This window comes from uncultured Lactobacillus sp. (genome assembly GCF_945290125.1).
Lineage (GTDB): Bacteria > Bacillota > Bacilli > Lactobacillales > Lactobacillaceae > Lactobacillus > Lactobacillus rizhaonensis.
The window spans coordinates 38994-62132 of record NZ_CALYQV010000004.1 but is presented as its reverse complement, the minus strand read 5'-3'; the positions used below and the strand labels follow the sequence as shown (position 1 = coordinate 62132).

Sequence of the window (23139 nt, the reverse complement as noted above, 5' to 3'; positions counted from 1 at the left end):
AAATTTATTTTATCACGATGCTTGTAAGCGCGTGCAATTTTTGCTTGATTAGTATTAGCAGAATTCTGTGTAAAATGATATTTCTTTTTTAAGTCTAACAGAACTTGTGCAATTAATTGCGGATTAGGATTTTCAATCTCAATTTCAAAGTCCTCATAATTGTCAGGATAGGTACTATCATCAAATGTTAATTCACAATTTTCAGGACCATTTGCTAAAATACGTTTAGTTTTACTGAAAGTTTGCAAGTTGAGTTTTAATTGGTCTGAAAAGTACTTGTTCAGATAGTCTCCTATGCTGTATTTAAAACGGATCGGTAAATTTGGGGTTCCATTTTTGACCATTGCTTTAGCTTCATCTAGTTTTAGTACGTCATTAATTTCTATTGCTTCATGAAACTTGTGCTGCACAGGGTCATCATTTGGGACTTTGAGTGTTTGTTCTGCATGATCAGCAAAAAGACGAATGCGACAACTGATATGATTTTGCTTTAGCAAACCGTCTTTGGTATCAAAATAATAATTTTCCTGTTTAAAACAACTTTTTGTAGCAAAATCATGACAAAGTTTGTGATAGATCGTCTTTGGCAGGATAATTTTTGCTTCAATTTCATTATTTTTCGACATAATAATTCCCCATCCAATTTCAGTGATAGAATTTACTTTTTTATTCTATGCTACTAATTAAGAAAGTATAGTTTTTTTATTGACATATTGTCAAAATTCCAGTTTTTGCGTAATTATAGAAAAGACAGCAAAGCTATAAAAGTATAGGCTATACTGAAATTAATAAATTTATCATAATCTTAAAAGCTTTAATATGCAAGAAAAAACCCTATCAAACAAGGGATTATATATGATGTATAGAGAAAACGGCTTCTTTTATTAAGGCTATTAGCCATATGAAATTGCTATCATATAATTTATGTTAAAATGGATATGCTGTTTGAGAAAGGGTTATTTCTATGAATAATGATTGGGATAATTTTTTATGGCCTTATGAAGAGGCCGTCCGAGAATTGAAAGTGAAATTTCGTTCTTTAAGACAAAGTTTTTTAACGCAAGGGGAACATTCCCCGATAGAATTTGTAGTTGGCAGGGTTAAAACTGTCGATTCAATTAAAGAAAAGATGAAACGTCGTGTAATCAGTTTTGATGTAATTGAAACTGATATGCAGGATATTGCGGGTATTAGGATTGTATGTCAATTTGTCGATGACATTTATAAGGTGGTAGACTTAATACATGCACGTGATGATATGGAAGTCATTGAGGAACGTGATTATGTTAAAAATGCCAAACCTTCGGGCTATCGCTCCTACCATATGGTAATTTCTTATACGGTTTATTTGCCAACTGGTCCCAAAAAGTTGCTGGCGGAAATTCAAATTAGAACTTTAGCTATGAACTTTTGGGCTACTGTTGAGCACACTTTAAATTATAAATATCAGGGTTCTTATCCAAAAGATATTTCTAAAAGACTAAAATCTACCGCAGAAACAGCATATAAACTTGATGAAGAAATGTCTTTAATAAAAGATGAAGTGCAGGAAGCCCAAAAGGTTTTTACCAAAAATAAGGGTAAGGAAAAATAATGAGAATTACAATTGCCCATAACACTAATCCTGAAACGCTAAAAGTTGTGGCGCACTTGCGAAAACTGTTGGAAGCTAAAGAAGGCATTGTTTTTGATGCCAAATACCCCGATGTTGTCATTACTGTCGGAGGCGATGGCACATTAATCAATGCTTTTCACCGTTATGAAAATCAAATCAGTTCCATTCGCTTTATTGGCATCCACACTGGGCATTTAGGTTTTTACACTGATTGGCGTGGTCCAGAAGTTGATAAAATGGTAGATGCATTACTTTTAAGAGAGCCTGAATCTGCCAATTATCCGCTTTTAGAAGTAGAACTTTTAACAGAAGCCAATGAAAAGAAACATTTTTTGGCCTTGAATGAATCTGCCGTCAAACGGGTATCGCATACATTAGAAGCAAAAGTCTATATTGATGATCAATTATTTGAAAATTTCAGGGGAGATGGCTTATGTATATCAACTCCCACCGGTTCAACGGGTTATAATAAATCACTTGGCGGTGCTGTGATTCACCCAAGACTTAAAGCCTTACAAATGGCAGAAATCGCTTCAATTAATAACCGGATTTTCAGGTCATTATCTTCACCAATGGTACTGGCACCTGAGCAGTGGATTACTGTCGTACCAAATGTTGATCACTGCGTTTTGACTATTGATGGTCACCGCATTAATGTACGCAATGCTAAACAAATTGAATACCGCATTTCTAGCAAGGAAATTCATTTTGATCGCTTTGGGCATACTCATTTTTGGTCTCGTGTTCAGAGCGCCTTTATTGGAGATAAAGATGACACTATTTAAAGTAATTGTACAAGACAAAGTTCCCAAGAAATTAGGAGCTTTTTTACTGCAAAATGGTTTTTCAAAAAGAGCAGTGAATAATGCTAAAAATTCTGGTGGCATGCTTTTGGTAAATCATAAAAGGCGCTTCACCAACTACCTGTTGCATGAAGGTGATGAAGTGATTTTTATTCCTGGGAAAGAGAAGGTCAATCCGTGGTTGGTACCTTCAAAGAAGCCGCTGGCAGTGGTACGGGAAACTGAAAATTATTTGGTAGTGAATAAACCAGCTGGCATTTTGTCAATTCCATCTCGTTATGATGACAATGCTTTGGTTAACCAAGTTTTAGGTTATTTTAACAGTAAAGAAGAGGTTGACGTAAAACCGCACATAGTGACGCGGCTCGATCGAGATACTTCGGGTCTAGTTCTGGTTGGGAAAAATGCTATCGCTCATGCTCGCTTTAGTCAGATTAATAAATCTCAATTTATTAAAAAATATCATGCAATAGTTCATGGCAATTTTGCCCCGGAAGACTTGACAGGAGTGATAGATCAGCCTATTGGCAGAAAAGGAACCTCAATTGTGCGCAGCATTGATTTCACTGGCAAGAATGCTAAAACTGCTTATAAAGTGATTGCTCAAAAAAGTGGGGCCAGTTTAGTCGAATTGCGCCTATATACCGGCAGAACTCACCAGATTCGCATACATATGCAATATCTGGGCCATCCTTTGTATGGCGATCCTCTATATGGCGTTAATGATGAGTTTAAACGCCAGGCGCTCAATTGCTTTTATTTGGGCTTTCCTGATCCATTTACTAAAGGTCAGCAAATTAGTATTGAAATACCTGATGCACCTGATATGCAAAAATTATGGCATAGTCTTTAAGATGTCTGTAGAGAAATAAAAGAGTTGTCTTGTGTTAGACAACTCTTTTATTTATTTTGCAAAATTTATTCACTAAAAAGTACGCGAGTACCTTCGGGAACAAAAATATTTTTTTGAACTGGGGTCAAACAACCATTTTCGGCATCTCGTGTATATAAAGTGGCATTATCTGAATTTTGGTTGGTTGCCACCACATATTTTTCATCTTTGTCCCAGTTAAAATCACGAGGGAATTCACCAAAAGTTGAAATTCTCTGACGTAGTTGCAGGGTATGATCATCATTAACTGCAAAAACAGTGATAGTATCATGACCACGGTTGGAAGTGTAAATAAATTTACCATCATGGCTAATTTTTATGGCAGCTGCGCCGTTGTGGTCAGAAAAATCATCAGGAATAGTTGAATAGGTAGCAATGTTTTTAAAATTCCAGTGGACTTCATCGAACTTAACTAAGTTAATTTTACTTGAAAGCTCACCGACAACATAAAAATAATTACCGTCAGGACTAAATACAATATGGCGTGTGCCAAAACCTGGCTCGTTTTGATATTTAGCCAGGTGATTCAGCTTATTATTCTTGAAACTGTAAAAGTCAACACAGTCGTTGCCTAGATCACAACTCACTAAATTGCCTTGTGGTGTTTGATCGAAAAAGTGGGGGTGAGGGCCATCTGCTTGTTCTGGACAGGGACCAAGAGTATCTGCCGTATGAGTTACGGAATCTAAAAAGGTCAGTTTACCCTCATCATCGTATGAAAATACACTGAGCACAGCTGTATGGTAATTTGCCGTATATAATAATTTCTTTTCGCGGTTAATTCCAATATAGGCTGGTGAAGATCCTGGGGTTAAATAAGAGTCCTTTTCTGAATATTTGCCATTAACTAACTCGAAAGAACTGATTCCACCTTTTTCTCCAGCATTGTTAATTGTAAAAATGAGGTTGCCATCTTGAACAAAATAAGTAGGTCCACCAACTTGGATTACTTCTTTTGCTGGTCCCATTTGCATTTCTACGCCATTAGCAGCCGGAGTAAGCGGCAGCTCATAAATTCCCGTTGACTTTTTTTTGGTGTATCCGCCAATTAATAATTTCATGCTTGAAAAGCCTCCAAATTCATTTATAATTGTCTCAATAAATAGTATAGCATGACACGCAATTGTAAAAATATTGAGTGACTTTATCGTTTTAAAAAGTGGTAAAGTATGGTGCCGGCTTTATTAGTATAAAAACAAAAAAATTAAACAAGAGGTATGTTGGAAATGGAAGAAAATAAAATTCGAGAGCTATACGCTAAGAATGATATTTCTGAAGTTTATACTAATCTTCACTCATCTTCGGCAGGCTTAACTTCTGCTGAAGCAACCGCAAGATTGGCAAAATATGGTCGTAACGAAATTAAAAAATCTGAGGAAGAATCCGAGTGGAAAACTTTCTTTAAGAATTTCATTAGTATGATGGCAATTTTATTGTGGATCTCAGGTGCCGTAGCCATGTTTAGTGGGACGCTTGAATTAGGAATTTCCATTTGGATGGTCAATATCATTAACGGACTGTTCAGTTTTTGGCAGGAAAGAGCTGCTAAAAGAGCGACAGATGCTTTGAATAATATGTTGCCAACCTATGTTCAAGCAATCCGTGATGGTAAAAAAACACAGATTGATGCCAAAGAACTGGTTCCAGGAGATGTTTTTATTCTTCAGGCCGGTAATGCCATTCCGGCTGATGCCAGACTGATTACTGCCAGTTCTATGCAGGTTGATCAAAGTGCGTTAAATGGTGAATCCGTGCCAGAATCAAAAACTACAGAATATGCTCCAGGCGAAGGCAGTTATGCGGAAGCAAACTTAGTTTATTCCGGAACAACAGTTGGATCTGGTACTGCTCGTGCTATCGCTTTTGCCACTGGGATGGATACTGAATTTGGTAAAATTGCGCAGCTAACGCAAAAGCAAAATAAGGTTGATAGCCCATTGACTCAAGAGTTAGATCGACTAACAAAGCAATTATCAATAATTGCGGTCTCAATTGGTGTTTTATTCTTAATTGCGGCAATCTTTTTTGTCAAATATCCTTTTGGCAAGGCCTTTATCTTTGCGTTAGGTATGATTGTTGCATTTATTCCTGAAGGATTGCTTCCAACTGTTACTTTAAGCTTAGCTCAAGGAGTTAAGCGCATGGCTAAAAAGCATGCCTTAGTTAAGGAACTGAATTCGGTAGAAACTTTAGGCGAAACTACAGTTATTTGTTCAGATAAAACTGGTACTTTAACTCAAAATCAAATGACTATTCATTACATTTGGACACCGCAAAATGAATATACGGTTACGGGCAACGGCTATGTTAATAATGGTCAGATTGAACTGAATAAAAAGCAGTTGTGGTACGAAGAAAATCCCGACTTGCATAAGCTGGTACAGATAGCTTCTTTAGATAATGATACTGCGGTTCAACCCAGCAAAGTTAAAGGGGGTAAACCCAAAATTTTGGGAACTCCAACTGAAGCTTGTTTAATTATTATGGCTGAAAAAGCAGGCTTTGATCGTCAGAAAGTTCTGGTTAAATATCCTCGTTTACGTGAATTGCCTTTTGACTCTAACCGTAAACGCATGTCAACCATTCATCGTTGGAACGACAGTCAGTATATTATTTTTACTAAAGGATCTTTCAGTGACATAATTAAGCAATGTGACCAGATTCAAGTTGACGGTAAGGTTCGCTCTATGACTGAAGAGGATAAAAAGCGTGCTGAAAAATACAATGCTGATTATGCTGCCAAGGGTTTCCGCAGTATGGCGATGGCTTACCGCATTGTTGAAAAAGAGAATACTGACGTTGCTAAGTTAACTATCGAAACGGCTGAACAACACTTGGTATTCGTTGGTTTGACTACGATGAGTGATCCTCCTCGTCCAGAAATTTATAATGCTGTTAAACGGTGTCATCAAGCCAAGATTAAGATTATTATGGTTACTGGCGACTCCAAGCTAACGGCTAAGTCAGTGGCTATACAAATTGGTTTGACTTCAGACAAGGCGCGGGTCATATCTGGTGACGAGCTCGAAGATATGAGTGATGCAGATTTGCGAGAAGCACTAAAAGGAGAAGTGATTTTTGCCAGGGTCGCTCCTGAACAAAAATACAAGGTTGTTAAGACCTTGCAGGAAAACGGTGAAATTGTCGCCTCTACCGGTGATGGAGTTAATGATGCCCCTGCACTGAAACAAGCTGATATCGGTATTGCAATGGGTCTCACTGGCACAGACGTGGCAAAGGACGCTGCTAATATTATATTGACTGATGATAATTTTGCTTCAATTGTAGCCGCAATTGAAGAAGGACGGGCAGTATATAGCAATATTCGTAAGTTCTTGACTTATATCCTAACTTCAAATGTGCCGGAAGCCTTTCCTTCAATTTTATTCCTGTTTTCAGGAGGTATGATTCCTTTACCAATGACGGTAATGCAGATCTTGACAGTCGATTTGGGAACAGACATGTTGCCAGCTTTAGGACTTGGTGGAGAAGCAGTTGATCCAGATGTCATGAAACAGGCACCACGTAAACGCAATGAGCACTTGCTTAATAGAAGCGTAATAATCAAAGCATTTTTGTGGTATGGTCTCATTTCCAGTGCTATTTCAATTGGCGCATACTTCTTCGTTAATTTCCAAAATGGTTGGCCTCATGTACCTTTGGCAGCTAACGGTCCAGTCTACATGCGTGCAACCACAATGGTCTTAGGAGCAATTATTTTTACTCAGATTGCAAATGTGTTGAATTGTAGAACAAACAAAGTTTCTTTATTCAAAAAAGGCATTTTTAGTAATCGCAATATCTGGTATGGCATTATCTTTGAAATACTGCTATTTTTAGCTTTAACTGTAACTCCAGGATTGCAACAATTATTCAATACAACGAGATTATTGCCTGTTGACTGGTTATTCCTGTTCTGCTTGCCTATCCCATTAGTTATAATTGATGAAATTAAAAAATGGCTTCTTTACCATCAGAAATAAAGAACTAACAAATAAAACCGCTTATATATTAGTTAAGCGGTTTTTGTTATGCTAAAATTAAAGCTTAAGGAGAACAAATTATGAAGTGGACAGCAACTATTACAAAAATTGGTAAACAAGCTATAGAGCCTAAGAGCAATATGGTGATTTTATTTGGTGAAAATGTTACAGCTGAACTGGTAGATGTTTCAATTATTCAAAAATTTGACCCTGAATCGCCACTGACTGGTTTTATTTTGAAAAAAGGGGACACAATTACAATTGATGGTCAAACTTATGTAGCTGATTATGTTGGCGCAATGGTTGTCAGTGATATGAAGGCATTGGGACACGCCACACTTTTCTTTAATCAGAAAAAGTCTAAAAATCCCTTGGCAAATGCTGTGTATCTTACATTAGGTGACAAGCAAACTTTGCCTGAATTTAACGTTGGCGATGATATAATTTACGAACATATTTGATTAGGATGATTTGATGGAAGTTGAAAAAAAACATAAAAAAAGAACCATATTTCAAAAATGGTTTTTAAATAACCGGTTTAGTATTGCATTACTAAACATTTTGTTGTTCTTCCTTGTAATCTGGTTGTTCAACAAAATTTCATTTGTCTTAAACCCTGCTAAAGTATTCGTGAGTGCAATCTTGCCACCACTAATGCTTGCTTTGATTCAATTTTACATCATGAACCCGCTGGTAGATATTTTGGAGCGGAAATTTAAAGTGCCAAGACTGGTTACGATCTTGGGACTATTTCTGCTTGTGGCAATTTTGCTGGTGTGGATTGTGAATACTTTATTGCCAATTGTTCAAAGTCAAATTAATTCGTTAATTGCACATTGGCCGCATATTTGGAAGGATGCAAGTAATGCTGTACAAGAGGCACTGAGCAAACCACAGTTTCATAGTGTAAAAGGCAATATTAATGATGCTATTAATCGCGCGCAGGATATGCTTTTCAAATCTGGTCATGAAGCCATAAACACTGCTTTGAGCAATATTTCCTCAGCAATCAGTGTAGTAACTATAATTGTTATGACTTTACTTACAGCACCTTTTATTCTCTTCTTTATGTTAAAAGATGCCCATAATTTGCGGCCCTATCTAACCCAATTTGCACCTAAGCGCTGGCAAAAAAGTTTTGGTGAACTGCTCTATGATATTAACACCGCTTTAGCTTCGTATATCAGGGGACAGATCACAGTTGCCTTTTGGGTAGGAATTATGTTTGCCATTGGCTATAGTATAGTAGGCTTGCCATATGGCATTGCACTTGCTGTTTTAAGTGGTTTACTTAACCTGATCCCATATTTTGGTACATTTATTTCCTTTATCCCTGCAATTGTAATTGCGATCATGCTTTCAGTTCCCATGGTCATTAAAGTTTTGATTGTTTTTGCAATTGAACAGACAATTGAATCAAGAATTATCAGTCCCCTCGTAATGGGTAATAAGATGGAAATGCATCCGGTAACTACAATTTTATTGTTAATTGGTTCTAGTGCTGTTTGGGGACTTTGGGGTGTCATTTTTGGTATTCCTATCTATGCAATCTTAAAAATCATCATTTTACGTGTTTATAATTATTATCGTAATGTTTCTCAAGTTTTTAGAGAAGATGAGGACGAAGAAACTACTCAAATTGCTGCGCAAGATGTAGAAAAAGCTGATTTAAAAAATAAGGAATAAGGTTAGTTTGTTCAGAAGTTTTATGTTGAAGGAGAAAAAAGATTGACAAATCATGTAGTGTTATATGAACCATTAATGCCGGCAAACACGGGTAATATTGCTCGGACATGTGCTGGTACTAATACAGTTCTTGACTTAATTGAGCCCTTAGGATTTCAAATTGATAATAAAAAAATGAAACGAGCCGGGCTTGATTATTGGGATAAAGTTGATGTGCGACTTCATGATGATCTTAATGCCTTTTTGAAGCAGTTAGGACCACAGGATGAGCTTTATCTTATTTCTAAATTTTCTTCTGAAAATTATGCTGAAGTAGATTACACGGATTCTTCCAAAAATTACTACTTCATATTTGGTAAGGAAACTACTGGCTTACCTGAAACTTTTATGCGAGAATATTACGAACGTAATTTGCGCATACCTATGTCAAATAATATTCGTTGTTACAATTTAGCTAATTCAGTGGCAATAGTTTTGCTTGAAGCATTACGTCAACAAGGTTTTCCTAAACTGGAAACTTCTCATCATTATGAAAATGACAAGTTAAAAGATAACTACAATCGTCCTGAGCGCTATGAAAGAAATTTGGGAGGAAATTAAAATGGACTTTGAAAAAGAAACACCAGTGTTAGTAAAAAATTTTCACTACGATATTAATGAAGAACCTGAAACTAAAGATCAAGTTAATTTTGGCCTTAAAAAAGTTGAAAAACAAAATGATGATGGCTCAACAGATGCAGGAGTAGATGGTAATTATTTTGACATTACCATCATTTTTGACGTGGCACCTGCTCCAGGGGAATTCTCAGTAAGCGGGATGATCAGCCAAATTGTTCAAATCAAAAATTACTTTGGTGATGGTAGTGATCTTAGTAAGAGTGATTACAAATTGCTTAGTAGACCTTTAGTTGAGTATATTGAAACGTTAACTTATCAAGTTACTCAAATTACGTTGGATAAACCAGTCAACTTGAACTTCCAAGCTAATTTTTAGCTATTGATTAGGTAATATCATGCCAAAAAAGAAAAGGAGAAAAACCACAAAGGCTCGAAAGAAAAATCACAGTACTGGAATTAAATGGGCAATTGTCGGACTTTTACAAATTGTTATCTCTGCTTTAGCATTTGCCAAATTTGGGATCTTGGGTAAACAAGTAGCAAATGCTTTTCGCTTGGTCTTTGGAGATTCCTATTTGCTTGCAGCTGGTATTTGCATTGTTTTCGGCTTGGTTATGTTGATTTATAATAAGCCGATGCACTTTAACTTCAAACGCAGTTGTGGACTATTTTTTGCTATTTTAGGAATTTTATTAATTCAAAGCAGTATTTATTTTGAACGTGAATTCGTTAATAATGCGTTTATGAATGTCTTTTGGCATGAAATTTCAGCTGAGTTCGGTCGCATGGCTGTTACTAAAAATATCGGTGGTGGAGTCATAGGCGCCTTATGTTATCAGATTTTTTATCCCTTACTTGGTCATATAGGACTGCGTATAATTGCAATTTTATTGATACCGAGTGGTATTTTGATGTTTTTTGATGTTAAATTTTCAACAATTATCAAAAAATTTCAGTCTGTTAGTCAGCTTTTTATTAATAAAAACAAAGCAGCTGGTAGCAAAATAAAAGATAAATATGGCTCTTTCAAAGAGAAACGTGAGCAGAAAAAAAACGAGTTGCGTGACCAGGAAGATCACAATTCAGTGGGTACAAAAGCTCCAGTTTTTCCGGACGTGGATGATTTTACTGTGGATGATAACTCTTCTGAAAGTAACATCGATCAAAACGAAGTAACTAATTTTCCATCTGAAAAATCAGAATATGGTGATATTCCGGAACACGCTCCTGTTGAGCCGCAAATTCAAGTTGCGAGTCAAAATAATAGCGACAAGGCACAGCAAAGTAATTCTTCTGTTTCATCATTACCTAAATCACATTCTTTTGTTGAAGAAGATAAAAAGATTAAGGAAGAATTAGGAGCAATAGACCACGGTGATTTAAAACAAGATCAAAAAGTTAGTCCGGATTACCAAAAACCGCCGTTAACATTACTTGATAATATAAAAAATATTGACCAAAGTACTGATAAAGCTCTCATTCGCAAAAATACTCAGACTTTACAATCTACCTTCAAGAGTTTTGGCGTTAACGTTATTATTAAAAAGGCAATATTGGGTCCAACTATTACGCGCTATGAGGTTCAACCGGCTGTTGGTGTCAAAGTCAGTCGTATTGTTAATCTCGCTGACGATTTAGCTCTTGCGTTGGCTGCAAAGGATATTAGAATAGAAGCACCAATACCTGGTAAACCATATATTGGAATAGAAGTACCTAACAAAAACACCTCAATTGTTGCTTTTAAAGATGTAATGCAAAATCAGGATACCAGGGCCAAAAAGGATCCTATGCAGGTTCCTTTGGGTAAGGATGTCAGTGGACAAACTATTTCGGCTAATTTGACTAAAATGCCTCATCTTTTGATTGCTGGATCAACCGGTTCTGGTAAATCTGTAGCCATTAATACGATTTTAACCAGTATTTTAATGAAAGCATTGCCGGATCAGTTAAAGTTAATCTTGATAGACCCAAAGATGGTGGAGCTTTCTGTTTATAATGGAGTACCTCATTTGTTGATACCGGTAGTTACTGATGCAAAATTGGCTGCAAATGCTTTGAGTAAAGCTGTTAAAGAAATGGAACGCCGCTATAAGTTGTTTGCTGCAAGTGGAGCTCGTAACATGAGTGAATTTAACGAAAAGGTGCGCCTGAATAATCAAGATAAATCAAAACCGGCAATGAAGCCATTACCATATATCTTAGTAGTAGTTGATGAACTTAGTGATCTAATGATGGTTGGCGGACGTGACGTTGAAGGAGCAATTGTCCGTTTAGGCCAGATGGCGCGAGCGGCTGGTATTCACATGATTTTGGCCACACAAAGACCGAGTGTTGATGTCATTACCGGTTTAATTAAAGCAAATGTTCCTTCACGGATTTCTTTTGCTGTTTCGAGTGGCATTGATTCACGGACTATTTTAGATCAGACTGGGGCCGAAAAATTACTCGGTCGCGGTGATATGCTATATATGCCAGTTGGTGCTTCAAAGCCTGAACGTATTCAGGGAGCCTATGTTTCTTCACATGAGGTTGAAAATATTATCTCATGGGTAAAGAAACAGCAGAAACCCGAATATGATAAAGGTATGATTCCACAAAAAGGCCAAGAAAATTCTGAAAATAAAGATGATGAGCCAAAAGACGAATTCTATGATCAAGCAGTGGACTTAGTAAGGCAACAACAAACGGCCAGTGTGTCACTCTTGCAAAGAAGATTTCGTATTGGCTATAATCGTGCCGCTAGGATAGTTGATGAAATGGAAGAAAAAGGTATTGTTGGCCCATCTGAAGGTTCAAAGCCTCGCCAAGTTTTATTACCGCCTAAAAAAGAGGAAGATCAGAGCTAATTTTTTAAGAAAGTTTATCATGTCGTTTTATTAGTTCAAATTTGTGAAAAAATAATGGTAAAATAAAATTGAATGTGAATGCATAACTGAGTTATTCTCGAGAAGATTAATTCAGTTATTAAGATCATTTTCAATATTAAAAGTAAAAATACAATAAAAGGAATGTTTTAATTGCAGCGAGCTCTTGTATTTGGTGCTACAGGTGGCATTGGTCAGACTATTTGTCTTGAGTTGGCTAATGCTGGTTGGTCTCTTTACATTCATTGCAGTCAAAATTGGCAAAAAGCTTATTCTTTGGCTCAAGGGATGAGTCAAAAATATCCTCAGCAGGATTTTATTCCCATCAAATTAGATTTTCTGGCTGAAAATAATGATTTAAAAGAATTTGTTAATAATTTATTACCAGTTAACGCTATAGTATTTGCCCAGGGAATTACCGATTATAATTTTGTTAGTAGTCAAGATACAGCCAAAATTGATGATATTATGCGCATAAACTTGATTACCCCAATTAAATTGACAGGACTATTCGAACCTCATTTGATAAAAAATGATTATAGTCGTATTGTTTATTTAGGATCAGTTTACGGTGGGGCAGGTAGTGCCATGGAAGCGGCATACAGTTCTTCCAAATCGGGTCTTGAAGGGTTTGCTCAAGCTTATGCCCGCGAAGTTGCTTCAGCTAACCTGACGGTTAATGTTGTTGCACCAGGTGCTGTTAATACTGCAATGAATGCTGTGCTTGGCCCTGAAACGATGGAAGAAGTTAAGGGTGAAATACCTGTTGGTCGTTTAGCAGAAGGTAAGGACATTTCTTATTGGGTTAAAACTTTACTTGACGTTCAGTCAGGGTATCTAACTGGTCAGACTATTTATGTTAGTGGCGGCTGGCTTATTTAAATGTAATAATTATATGTAGTATATGTTATACTCAAAGAGTAAATTTAGAATTTGAAGAGGTAACTATGGCAGATATCGGAGACAAATTACGCAGTGCCAGAGAGGCTAAAGGACTTTCAATTGAAGACATTGAAAAAACAACCAAAATTCAAGGTAGATATCTGACTGCAATCGAGCAAAATGATTTTGATAAACTTCCTGGTGATTTTTACGTCAGAGCCTTCATTAGACAATATGCACAGATAGTTGGTTTAGATGGTAAAAAGCTGCTAAGTGAATACCACGAAGACATACCTAAAGCTGAACCCGAAGAATTTGTCGAAGATTCGATTGACAATAAAAGTGAGGAAGTACGCAAGACCACCAGTAATAAGAAAAAGATTTGGCAGGATTACCTTCCACGAATCATTGTCGGTTTGGGGATAGTTGTAGTGCTTTTGGTATGCTACGTTGTGTTTGCTCATTTTTCTTCTAGTCGCAATGAAAATAACAATGAAGCTAACGATGTTTCTGTTTCTTCGGATAGTGGTAAACGACACCGCAAAGTTAAGAAAATTAAAAAGAAGAGCGTTAAAATTAAGGAACTGGCTGCGAATCAGTTTCAGATTACCGGCCTTAAAAATAATCGCAATTTAGTTGTTAGAGCTGGTGATCAAGCAACTACAGTTTCTATTGCAATGAATGGCGTAAACCAAAGTGGTCAGACTTTAACAGCTGGTCAAAAACACACTTTAAGAATTCCAGAAACAGCTCAATCTGTTGTCGTTACATTTAGCAACGCTCTGGGAACATCAGTTACAATTGGCGGCAGAAAAGTACCATATACAGCTCAAAATTCGAGTCTTTCTTTAACCTTTTATATTGGCAAACATCGAAATAATCAAAATAGTCAAAGCAACCAACAACATCAAAGTCAAAATAATTCCGGAACTACGAATAATAATTCAGGACATAGTAATTCGAACCAGCAAAATCAAGAGCACAGCCAAACTAATAATTCTAATGGTAATAATGGTGCAAGTTCGAATACAAATAATGGTCAACAAAATACTCAAAATAAACAAAGTTCCCAGAATAATGGTCAATCGAATCATGATAACAATCAATCAAATAGCACTGAGCATAGTAATGATTCTGGCCATTCTGGAGGTAATTCCTCTAGTGGAAATGATGATAAAAAATAGTAACTATTTTTGGAGGAAAAGTTAAGAATGAATTTGCCTAATAAGTTAACGGTTTTTAGAATATTATTGATTCCGGTTTTCATGCTAATTGTCATTTTTGGTGGTGATGCCAATTTTAAAGTTGCTGGTACTACTGTTTATTGGAGATTGGTAATAGCTGCGATTGTATTTGCAGTTGCTTCTGCAACTGATTGGTTTGATGGTCATATTGCCAGATCACGCAACTTGGTTACAAATTTTGGAAAGTTTGCGGACCCTTTGGCTGACAAAATGCTTACTATGACTGCATTTATAATGTTAATTTCTTTAAAACTTGCTCCAGCATGGGTTGTAGCAATAATTGTTTGTCGTGAATTGGCTGTAACTGGATTGCGTTTGATTTTGGCTGAGAATAAAGGGCAAGTTATGGCTGCTGCTATGCCTGGTAAAATCAAAACGACATGTCAAATGCTTTCAATTATCTTTTTGTTAATTGGTGACTTTTATCATATAGGCACCATCTTACTTTATATTGCACTGATTTTTACTATCTATTCTGGCTGGGATTATTTCCACAGTTCATGGGATGTTTTTGAAGGTTCAATGTAAATTAAAGAAAAATTTAGTTTTATTAAAAAGCACTGTAAGGCGGTGCTTTTTTGTGCTTCTTTTTAATATAAAAAAAGGCATAAAATGGGCAATTGTTGATTATGCTTCATTTACTTGTTAGGATTAAATTAAGGAAATATTGAAAGGGAGGAAAATTTATGGGAGAAAAAATACCAATGGTTGAGTTCAAAGATGTATCCAAGATATATCCTAAAATGAAAAATCCGGCTGTTAACCATATCAGTTTTGAAATAGATAAAGGTGATTTTTGCTGCCTAATTGGCACCTCCGGTTCAGGAAAGACTACTTTGATGCGAATGATTAATCGCATGAACAGCGTAACTAAAGGCGAAGTGCTGGTTAACGGTAAAAACGTTAAAAGTTTTAATCCCGTCAACTTAAGACGTCATATTGGATATGTTATTCAAAATAATGGTTTGATGCCTCATATGACCATTAGGGATAATATCATTTTAGTACCCAAGTTATTAAAATGGCCTAAAGAAAAATTAGCTGGTGAAGCGCAAAAGTTGATTCAAATGGCTGAATTGCCGGAATCATATTTAGACAGGTATCCAACTGAGCTATCTGGCGGTCAACAACAAAGAATTGGAGTTGTACGTGCACTGGCAGCAAACCAAAATCTAATATTAATGGATGAGCCATTTGGTGCGTTAGATCCGATAACTCGTGAAAGTTTACAGAATTTGGTACAAAACTTACAAGTGCGATTAGGCAAAACAATTGTTTTTGTCACTCATGATATGGATGAAGCGTTAAAGTTAGCTACTAAAGTAGTTGTTTTGCATGATGGGCAGTTGATTCAAGTAGGAACGCCTGAAGAGATTTTACATCATCCTGCTAATGACTATGTTAAAAGTTTGATCGGTGAAGAGCGCTTGTCTGAAGCAAAATATGAAACCGTAAAAGTTAAAAACGTGATGACTAATCCAATTAAGATTGACTTGGGTGCCTCTTTGCCTGATGCCTTAACCATGATGAAGGAACACCGTGTCGATACGCTTTTAGTGGTTGATAATAGTGACCACCTTAAAGGTTATATTTCGATTGATGATTTGCAGCGCAATTATTCTAACGCAAGCAGCGTTAGTGATATTTTAATTACTAAATTAAGCACAGTTGGTCCAGATGAATATTTGCGGGACAATTTTAGTCGCATCATGAGCCGCAACAAAAGTTATATTCCGGTTATTGATGGTGATAATAAATTAGTCGGTATAGTTACTCGTGCAAGTTTGGTTAATGTCGTTTACCAAAAAATATGGGGCGATAAAGGCCACACGCAAAATAATACGGAAAAAGAGGCGAACTAAAATGTCAGCCTTTTTTGCACAACATGGCTCAGAATTATTAGTAAAAACATGGCAACAAATATATATTTCAGCTATTTCACTAGGCTTAGGAATAATTGTGGCAGTTCCATTAAGTATCATATTAATGAAATTTCCGCGAGTGGCAAAAGTCGTGATTGCTATTGCCAGTATGCTACAAACCATACCAGCTTTGGCATTGCTCGCGATCATGATTCCTTTCTTCGGTATTGGTAAATTGCCCGCAATTATTGCACTTTTTCTTTATAGTTTAATGCCTATTTTGCGTAATACATATGTGGGCCTAATGGGGGTAAACCCAGACACTATTGATTCAGCTCGCGGCTTAGGTATGACGAATATGCAATTAATCTTGAAAGTTGATATTCCTTTAGCAATGCCTGTGATCATGGCGGGAATAAGACTTTCTGCTATTTATGTTATTGCGTGGGCTACTTTGGCTTCTTATATAGGTGCTGGAGGTCTTGGCGACTTCATCTTTAATGGCCTTAGTCTATATCAAACTGATCTAATTTTTGGTGGTACCATTCCTGTCATCATATTGGCACTTCTAACTGATTATTTATTGGGTAAGCTAGAACGTAAATTAACACCAAAAGGAATATAAGGAGGTATTCATCATGAAAAAGTATTTTAAAAAAATATTACTGATGATAACAGCCTTGTTTATTATGTTAACTACTAGTGCTTGTGGCTTGCCTGGACTTTCTGATAGTCAGGGCAGTCAGGAAAATATTAGAATTACGGCATTAACAACTACTGAATCACAAATTATGGCCAATATTGTTGCCCAATTGATTGAACATGAAACTTCATATAAAACTTCGATCGTTAATAATTTAGGTTCTGCTCCTATGCAGCATCAAGCTCTAATTCGACATGATGCCGATATTCAAGCTGCTGCTTATGATGGTGGTGAACTAACTGCAAATCTTCTATTGCCGGCTATTAAGAATTCCAAAAAGGCAAATAATACGGTTAGGCGTGAAGTAAAAAAGAGATGGGACCAAACTTATTTGCATACATATGGTTTTGCTAATAATTATGCTTTTATGGTGAGAGCAAAAGATCAAAAGAAGTACCATCTGTATAAGATTTCTGATTTAAAGAAAGTTAAAGATAAATTTTCTTTCGGTGTAGCTTCCGAATGGGTAAATGCTCCAGGAGTCGGTTATCCTGCTTTTCAAACAGCTTATGGATTAACCTTTTCTAAAGCACACCCTATGAATATCGGCTTAGTATATTCAGCCCTGAAAAGCGGTAAGATGGATGTTATTCTAGGCTATTCTACTGATGGCAGGATTGATAGTTACAATTTGCACCTGTTAAAAGATGATAAGCATTTCTTTCCACCATATAATTGTGGAATGCTAATCAATAACTATTTGTTAAGAGAGCATCCTGAATTAAAAGCAATTTTGGAAAGATTAGTGGGTAATGTGAGTGTTCATGATATACGTAAAATGAACTTCCAAGTAGATGACAAGCTACTTGAACCAGCTACGGTTGCACAGCAATTTTTAGAAAAACATAATTACTTTAGGGGGGAGAAATAATGTCTCATTTATCTTTATGGCAGCAATTTATTTATTATTATGTCCATAATGGTAGTTATGTATTAGCACAATTTAACCGTACTTTTTTGATTTCAATCTATGGCGTTTTATTTGCAGCTATTATTGGTATACCGGTTGGAATTTTTATTTCGCGCAATGGACATTTAGGAGATTTTGTTGTAGAAATTGCAAATTTTATTCAAACGATTCCTTCGCTTGCCCTGTTGTCTATTGTAATGATTGGTTTGGGCCTAGGCGTTATGACCGTTATTGTCACCGTTACGCTTTATTCACTTTTGCCAATTATTAAAAACACATATACTGGTATGAAAAGTGTTAATAAGAATGTCATTGATTCAGGAAAAGGAATGGGAATGACAAAACTGCAACTACTTTATATGGTGAGATTACCCCTCTCAATGTCTGTTATTATAGCCGGCTTAAAAAATGCTTTAGTAATAGCAATTGGTATCACTTCAATTGGTTCGTTCGTTGGAGCAGGTGGCTTAGGAGACATAATTATTCGCGGCACCAATGCTACTAATGGCAGTGCCATTATACTAGCTGGCGCCCTTCCTACAGCATTAATGGCAATCTTGGCAGATGTGATTTTAAATTTCCTGCAAAAAGTTTTGGAACCCAAAGGCCTTAAAAAATAAATTAAAGTTTTTTGCAGCTTTTTCGTACTTAATAATGTGAATAAAAATAATAAACATTTGTTCGCCTTTTTTCTTGCAAATATACACTAAAGCAAAGTATAATTATTACGTACTAAATTAAAGAAATTATGATAGAGGAGGACAAGAGTCTTGGCCAAGGATGAAAAACAAGCTGCACTGGAAAATGCGCTTAAGAAAATTGAAAAGAATTTTGGTAAAGGCGCTGTTATGCGTATGGGCGATAAAGCTGACACCAAAATTTCGACCGTTCCCTCAGGTTCGCTTGCTCTTGATGCGGCCCTGGGAGTTGGCGGCTATCCCCGGGGTAGAATTGTAGAAATTTACGGACCAGAATCTTCTGGTAAAACAACCGTTGCATTACATGCAGTAGCCGAAGTGCAAAAAAGAGGTGGCACAGCAGCTTATATCGATGCCGAAAATGCTATGGATCCGGCTTATGCGGAGGCGTTGGGTGTTGATGTTGATTCACTTATTTTGTCTCAGCCAAATACTGGTGAAGAAGGTTTACAAATTGCTGATACGTTGATTACAAGTGGTGCGATTGATATTTTAGTTGTTGACTCTGTTGCAGCACTTGTGCCTCAAGCTGAAATTGACGGAGAAATGGGTGACAGTCATGTTGGTCTGCAAGCTCGTTTAATGAGTCAAGCTCTGCGTAAGCTTTCGGGTAATATTAATAAGACCAAAACTATTGCAATTTTTATCAATCAAATTCGTGAAAAAGTTGGAATTATGTTTGGTAATCCTGAAACTACTCCCGGTGGTCGGGCACTGAAGTTTTACGCCACTATTCGCTTGGAAATCAGAAGAGCGGAAAAGATCAAGCAAACCGGTGGAGAAATTACTGGTAACCGTGTAAAAATCAAGGTAGTTAAAAACAAAGTTGCACCGCCTTTTAAAGTTGCTGAAGTTGACATGATGTATGGTAAGGGCATCTCACAGAGTGGAGAACTGTTGGATATGGCGGCCGACAAGGACATTATAGCCAAGGCTGGCTCGTGGTATTCATATCACGATGAACGAATTGGACAGGGCCGAGAAAATGCTAAGAAGTATCTTGAAGATCACCCTGATGTCTATGACGATGTCCAAAAGCAGGTTCGTCAAGCTTTCGGTATTGATGAAAAATCAGTTGCTGAAAGAGAAGATCCTGAGAAAATCAAAGCTAAAAAAGCCCAAAAAGCTGCTGATACAGAAAAGGAAGCTTCTGCTAAAAAAGAAGCAGACAGCAAAAGCTAATTACGAGGAAATAAACCTTGACCTGTGAAAATGGGTTAAGGTTTTTTCATGTCGTTTGACATAAGTCCCATCGTTCTTTATTATTAATATTGTGTGAATAATCTAAAAAATAAAAAAGGCGATAGAAATCATGATAAGTAAATTTTTGATTCCCGTCGCGATAGCTATAATTTCAATTATTGTTGGCGTTGTTGTAGGATACTCTATTCGTAAAAGTATCTGGGAGAAAAAGGCTCAGAATGCTCAAAACGATGCCGACCATATTTTAACCGAAGCAAAAGCACGAGTTGATGCTGCTAAAGCTGAAGTCAATGCACAAAAGCAAGCAGCTGATGCTATTAAACAGAGTGCGCAAAACACTAAAAAAGAAAAAATTCTTGAAGCTCAAGAACAAATTCAAGACTATCGACAAAAAGTTGAAGATGAATTAAACGACAAACGTGATAAAATTGCGCGCGATCAAAATCGCTTAACCCAACGAGAAGATACTCTTGATCATAAGAACTCTTTGCTAAAAGAAAAAGAGGATGATTTAACCAAAAAAGATGAACAGCTAGAGCAAAAGCAAACAGAATTAGCTGCTAAATTACAAAAAGCTGATGAACTAGTTGAACAGACTACGCAGAAGCTTTACGAAGTGGCTCATTTAGACAAAGAGCAGGCAAAAAAGCTTGTTTTAGATCAATTGGCAGATGAGTTAGTCAAAGAACGGGCAGAGTTGATTAGTAATAGTAATCAAGAAGTAAAAGCTAAGGCTGACCATTATGCGCGCAAAATAATTATTGATGCAATTCAAAGTAGTTCGGCAGATACAGTAGCTGAAACAACAGTATCTGTGGTTGATTTGCCTAATGAGGAAATGAAAGGTCGGATTATTGGTCGTGAAGGACGTAATATCAGATCTTTTGAAGCACTTACTGGAGTTGATCTTATAATTGATGATACTCCAAAAGTTGTAACTTTAAGTGGTTTTGATGCCATTAGGCGTGAAATTGCGAAAAGAGCAATGGAACGTTTGATTAAAGATGGACGGATTCATCCGGCTCGAATAGAGGAAACTGTTGATAAAGCCCGTAAAGAAGTAAACGATGACATTTACGAAGCCGGAGAAAGCGCTCTAATGGAGCTGGGGATTCATAAAATGAATCCAGAACTGGTTAAAATATTGGGTAGACTCAAATACCGGACTTCTTATGGTCAAAATGTTTTGGGTCATTCAATTGAAGTTGCAAAATTAGCTGGTACAATGGCTGCGGAGCTTGGATTAAATGAAAAATTAGCCGTTCGCGCGGGATTATTACACGATATTGGAAAAGCAGTCGATCATGACATTGAAGGTTCACACGTAGAAATTGGTGTAGAACTTACAAGGAAATATCATGAGCCGGATGTGGTTGTTAATGCAATTGCAGCACACCATGGGGATGTGCCTAAGTTATCATTTATTGCTGAATTGGTAGTTGCAGCGGATACCATTTCTTCTGCAAGACCTGGTGCCAGAAGTGAAAGTTTGGAAAATTATATTAGAAGACTTACCGACCTTGAACAAATAGCAAATAGGTATGATGGAGTCAAACAGGCGTATGCTATTCAGGCTGGGCGGGAAGTCCGCGTGATGGTTGAACCTGATAAAATTTCAGATGATCGTATTACTGTTTTAGCACGAGATATTCGCAATCAAATTGAAAAAGAACTTGATTACCCCGGTAATATTAAAATAACAGTTATTCGTGAAAAACGTGCTGTATCAATTGCAAAATAAATAAAAGGATTGAATGCAAATTCAATCCTTTTTTTAATTCGCTTTAGCAAATTTTACTTTCAAAGTTGAAGTAGTTAGCTCTTTTAAGTATGCTCTTGATAATTTTGACATCTTTATTATTCAGTGAATATCCTAATTACGACTTTCAATTTCTAGTGAAGTTTCATAAAGTTATAAGTATTCCTATTTTAAAGATGCTCATACTTAATCAACCTAATTTGTGCATTTTTACTCTACCCTGTATAATTAAGACAACTTTAAATGAAAGTAGCCGACTATGTTTAAAATTATTGTTGAATTATTCTTTTTAGTGATTATACAGGCTGCGATCACACCTTTTATTAGGCGATTAGCTTTTGTATTAGGTGCTGTCGACATTCCCAATAAAAGAAGAGTAAATAAAAAACCAATGCCAACCCTAGGGGGATTGGGTATTTTTGTCACCTTCAATATAGGAGCTTTTATTCTTCTGCGCGATCAGTTTCCAACCCATGAAGCATTTAGCATACTTTTAGGTTCTAGTGTAATCGTCTTAACTGGTATAATCGATGATATTATGGAGCTGAAACCAAGACAAAAAATGCTAGGCATTTTTATCGGCGCTTTAGTAATTTATTTTCTTGCCGGTATTAAAATGAATGTTCTCAACCTACCATTTTTAAACAAACAAATAAATTTGGGTTGGTGGAGTCTGCCAATTACCATTTTTTGGATCTTAGCTTTAACTAATGCAGTTGATTTAATTGATGGACTTGATGGATTGGCTGACGGTGTCTCTATGATTTCACTCATAACGATGGGAATTGTCGGCTATTTCTTCTTGCACACCGGCCAGCTTTATATCCCGATCGGTTGTTTTATGCTAGCAGCTTGTTTACTGGGCTTTCTACCATATAACTTTCATCCGGCTAAAATATTTTTAGGTGATACAGGTGCGTTATATATCGGCTTTATGATTGCCGTATTTTCTCTTAAAGGCTTGAAGAACGTAACTTTCATTTCGTTACTTGTGCCGGTTACTATTCTAGGTGTACCGATTACTGATACGCTTTATGCTATGATTCGGCGAAAACTTAATAATCGGCCCGTTTCTCAGGCTGATAAGCATCATTTGCATCATCAACTAATGAAAATGGGTTTGACACACAGACAAACGGTTTTAAGTATTTACGCAATATCACTTGTTTTCTCTTTTATCTCCCTTTTGTTTTTATTGTCGCCAATGTGGGGCATGTGGGTCTTAATTGCTGGTCTGGCTGTTGCCCTTGAATTTTTCGTAGAGTCTATCGGGCTTTTAGGTGAAAAGTATAAGCCCTTGCTGAATTTAACCCAAAAATTAATTAATTCACGCAGTAAAAAAGATCCAACGGTGGAAGTTTGGCATCTGGGACAAGATAAACCTGAGCAACTAAAAAAGAAGAAAAAAGAATAAATT

General features: G+C 36.6%; 21 protein-coding genes. 19 read left to right on the top strand and 2 right to left on the bottom strand.

Going from position 1 to position 23139, the window contains the following annotated elements; translation table 11 throughout:
• Positions 1 to 626, bottom strand: a 626-nt coding sequence (locus Q0K80_RS01505; protein ID WP_294602121.1) for a CYTH domain-containing protein, incomplete at its 3' end; no start/stop codon positions are given.
• A 338-nt stretch (positions 627 to 964) separates the two neighbouring features.
• On the opposite strand from Q0K80_RS01505, the gene Q0K80_RS01500 reads away from it, so the two are divergent.
• The 3 genes from Q0K80_RS01500 to Q0K80_RS01490 are packed head-to-tail and all read left to right on the top strand — an operon-like array spanning position 965 to position 3271.
• Positions 965 to 1594, top strand: a complete 630-nt coding sequence (locus Q0K80_RS01500) for a GTP pyrophosphokinase family protein (protein ID WP_294602119.1) — start codon at positions 965 to 967, stop codon at positions 1592 to 1594.
• Entirely contained in the window at positions 1594 to 2400 is an 807-nt protein-coding gene (locus tag Q0K80_RS01495) for an NAD kinase (protein WP_294602117.1), read from the top strand. The genes Q0K80_RS01500 and Q0K80_RS01495 overlap by 1 nt, the downstream gene beginning before the upstream one ends.
• Positions 2387 to 3271: an RluA family pseudouridine synthase gene (locus Q0K80_RS01490; protein WP_294602114.1), complete on the top strand. Its 885-nt coding sequence runs from the start codon at positions 2387 to 2389 to the stop codon at positions 3269 to 3271. Before Q0K80_RS01495 ends, Q0K80_RS01490 begins: the two co-directional genes overlap by 14 nt.
• 65 nt (positions 3272 to 3336) lie before the next feature.
• Here Q0K80_RS01490 and Q0K80_RS01485 read toward each other — a convergent pair whose 3' ends face one another.
• Positions 3337 to 4371: a lactonase family protein gene (locus Q0K80_RS01485; RefSeq protein WP_294602111.1), complete on the bottom strand. Its 1035-nt coding sequence runs from the start codon at positions 4369 to 4371 to the stop codon at positions 3337 to 3339.
• A gap of 165 nt (positions 4372 to 4536) precedes the next feature.
• On the opposite strand from Q0K80_RS01485, the gene Q0K80_RS01480 reads away from it, so the two are divergent.
• From Q0K80_RS01480 to Q0K80_RS01405, 16 genes are all read left to right on the top strand, one after another.
• The gene (locus Q0K80_RS01480) at positions 4537 to 7293 is read left to right on the top strand and encodes a cation-transporting P-type ATPase (protein WP_294602108.1); all 2757 of its coding nucleotides are present in this window, start codon (positions 4537 to 4539) and stop codon (positions 7291 to 7293) included.
• Between the two features lie 80 nt (positions 7294 to 7373).
• Positions 7374 to 7754, top strand: a complete 381-nt coding sequence (locus Q0K80_RS01475; RefSeq protein ID WP_294602105.1) for a PTS glucitol/sorbitol transporter subunit IIA — start codon at positions 7374 to 7376, stop codon at positions 7752 to 7754.
• A gap of 13 nt (positions 7755 to 7767) precedes the next feature.
• Positions 7768 to 8979 carry an AI-2E family transporter gene (locus tag Q0K80_RS01470; RefSeq protein WP_294602103.1) on the top strand — a complete coding sequence of 404 codons (1212 nt, stop codon included), beginning with the start codon at positions 7768 to 7770 and terminating at the stop codon, positions 8977 to 8979.
• Between the two features lie 42 nt (positions 8980 to 9021).
• The gene (locus tag Q0K80_RS01465; protein WP_294602100.1) at positions 9022 to 9579 is read left to right on the top strand and encodes a tRNA (cytidine(34)-2'-O)-methyltransferase; all 558 of its coding nucleotides are present in this window, start codon (positions 9022 to 9024) and stop codon (positions 9577 to 9579) included.
• A gap of 1 nt (position 9580) precedes the next feature.
• Complete coding sequence (locus Q0K80_RS01460; protein ID WP_294602097.1) at positions 9581 to 9973, top strand: DUF1149 family protein; 393 nt, start codon at positions 9581 to 9583, stop codon at positions 9971 to 9973.
• Between the two features lie 19 nt (positions 9974 to 9992).
• Positions 9993 to 12443 (top strand): DNA translocase FtsK, encoded by a 2451-nt coding sequence (locus Q0K80_RS01455; RefSeq protein ID WP_294602095.1) that lies wholly within the window; start codon positions 9993 to 9995, stop codon positions 12441 to 12443.
• A 171-nt stretch (positions 12444 to 12614) separates the two neighbouring features.
• Complete coding sequence (locus tag Q0K80_RS01450) at positions 12615 to 13343, top strand: SDR family NAD(P)-dependent oxidoreductase (protein ID WP_294602093.1); 729 nt, start codon at positions 12615 to 12617, stop codon at positions 13341 to 13343.
• 65 nt (positions 13344 to 13408) lie between these two features.
• Entirely contained in the window at positions 13409 to 14527 is a 1119-nt protein-coding gene (locus tag Q0K80_RS01445) for a helix-turn-helix domain-containing protein (protein ID WP_294602091.1), read from the top strand.
• 27 nt (positions 14528 to 14554) lie between these two features.
• A complete protein-coding gene (gene pgsA, locus Q0K80_RS01440; protein WP_294602088.1) occupies positions 14555 to 15115 on the top strand; it encodes a CDP-diacylglycerol--glycerol-3-phosphate 3-phosphatidyltransferase in 561 nt (186 codons plus the stop codon).
• A gap of 158 nt (positions 15116 to 15273) precedes the next feature.
• Positions 15274 to 16449, top strand: a complete 1176-nt coding sequence (locus Q0K80_RS01435) for a betaine/proline/choline family ABC transporter ATP-binding protein (RefSeq protein ID WP_294602087.1) — start codon at positions 15274 to 15276, stop codon at positions 16447 to 16449.
• A gap of 1 nt (position 16450) precedes the next feature.
• Entirely contained in the window at positions 16451 to 17074 is a 624-nt protein-coding gene (locus Q0K80_RS01430) for an ABC transporter permease (RefSeq protein WP_294602084.1), read from the top strand.
• Positions 17075 to 17087: 13 nt separating this feature from the next.
• A complete protein-coding gene (locus Q0K80_RS01425) occupies positions 17088 to 18023 on the top strand; it encodes an osmoprotectant ABC transporter substrate-binding protein (RefSeq protein ID WP_294602081.1) in 936 nt (311 codons plus the stop codon).
• Entirely contained in the window at positions 18023 to 18682 is a 660-nt protein-coding gene (locus Q0K80_RS01420; RefSeq protein ID WP_294602078.1) for an ABC transporter permease, read from the top strand. The genes Q0K80_RS01425 and Q0K80_RS01420 overlap by 1 nt, the downstream gene beginning before the upstream one ends.
• 150 nt (positions 18683 to 18832) lie before the next feature.
• Positions 18833 to 19942, top strand: coding sequence for a recombinase RecA (gene recA / locus Q0K80_RS01415; protein WP_294602075.1), 1110 nt, complete (start codon positions 18833 to 18835; stop codon positions 19940 to 19942).
• A 130-nt stretch (positions 19943 to 20072) separates the two neighbouring features.
• Positions 20073 to 21704, top strand: coding sequence for a ribonuclease Y (rny, locus tag Q0K80_RS01410; RefSeq protein ID WP_294602072.1), 1632 nt, complete (start codon positions 20073 to 20075; stop codon positions 21702 to 21704).
• Between the two features lie 277 nt (positions 21705 to 21981).
• Positions 21982 to 23136: a glycosyltransferase family 4 protein gene (locus Q0K80_RS01405; protein ID WP_110445855.1), complete on the top strand. Its 1155-nt coding sequence runs from the start codon at positions 21982 to 21984 to the stop codon at positions 23134 to 23136.
• Positions 23137 to 23139: the final 3 nt, after the last annotated feature.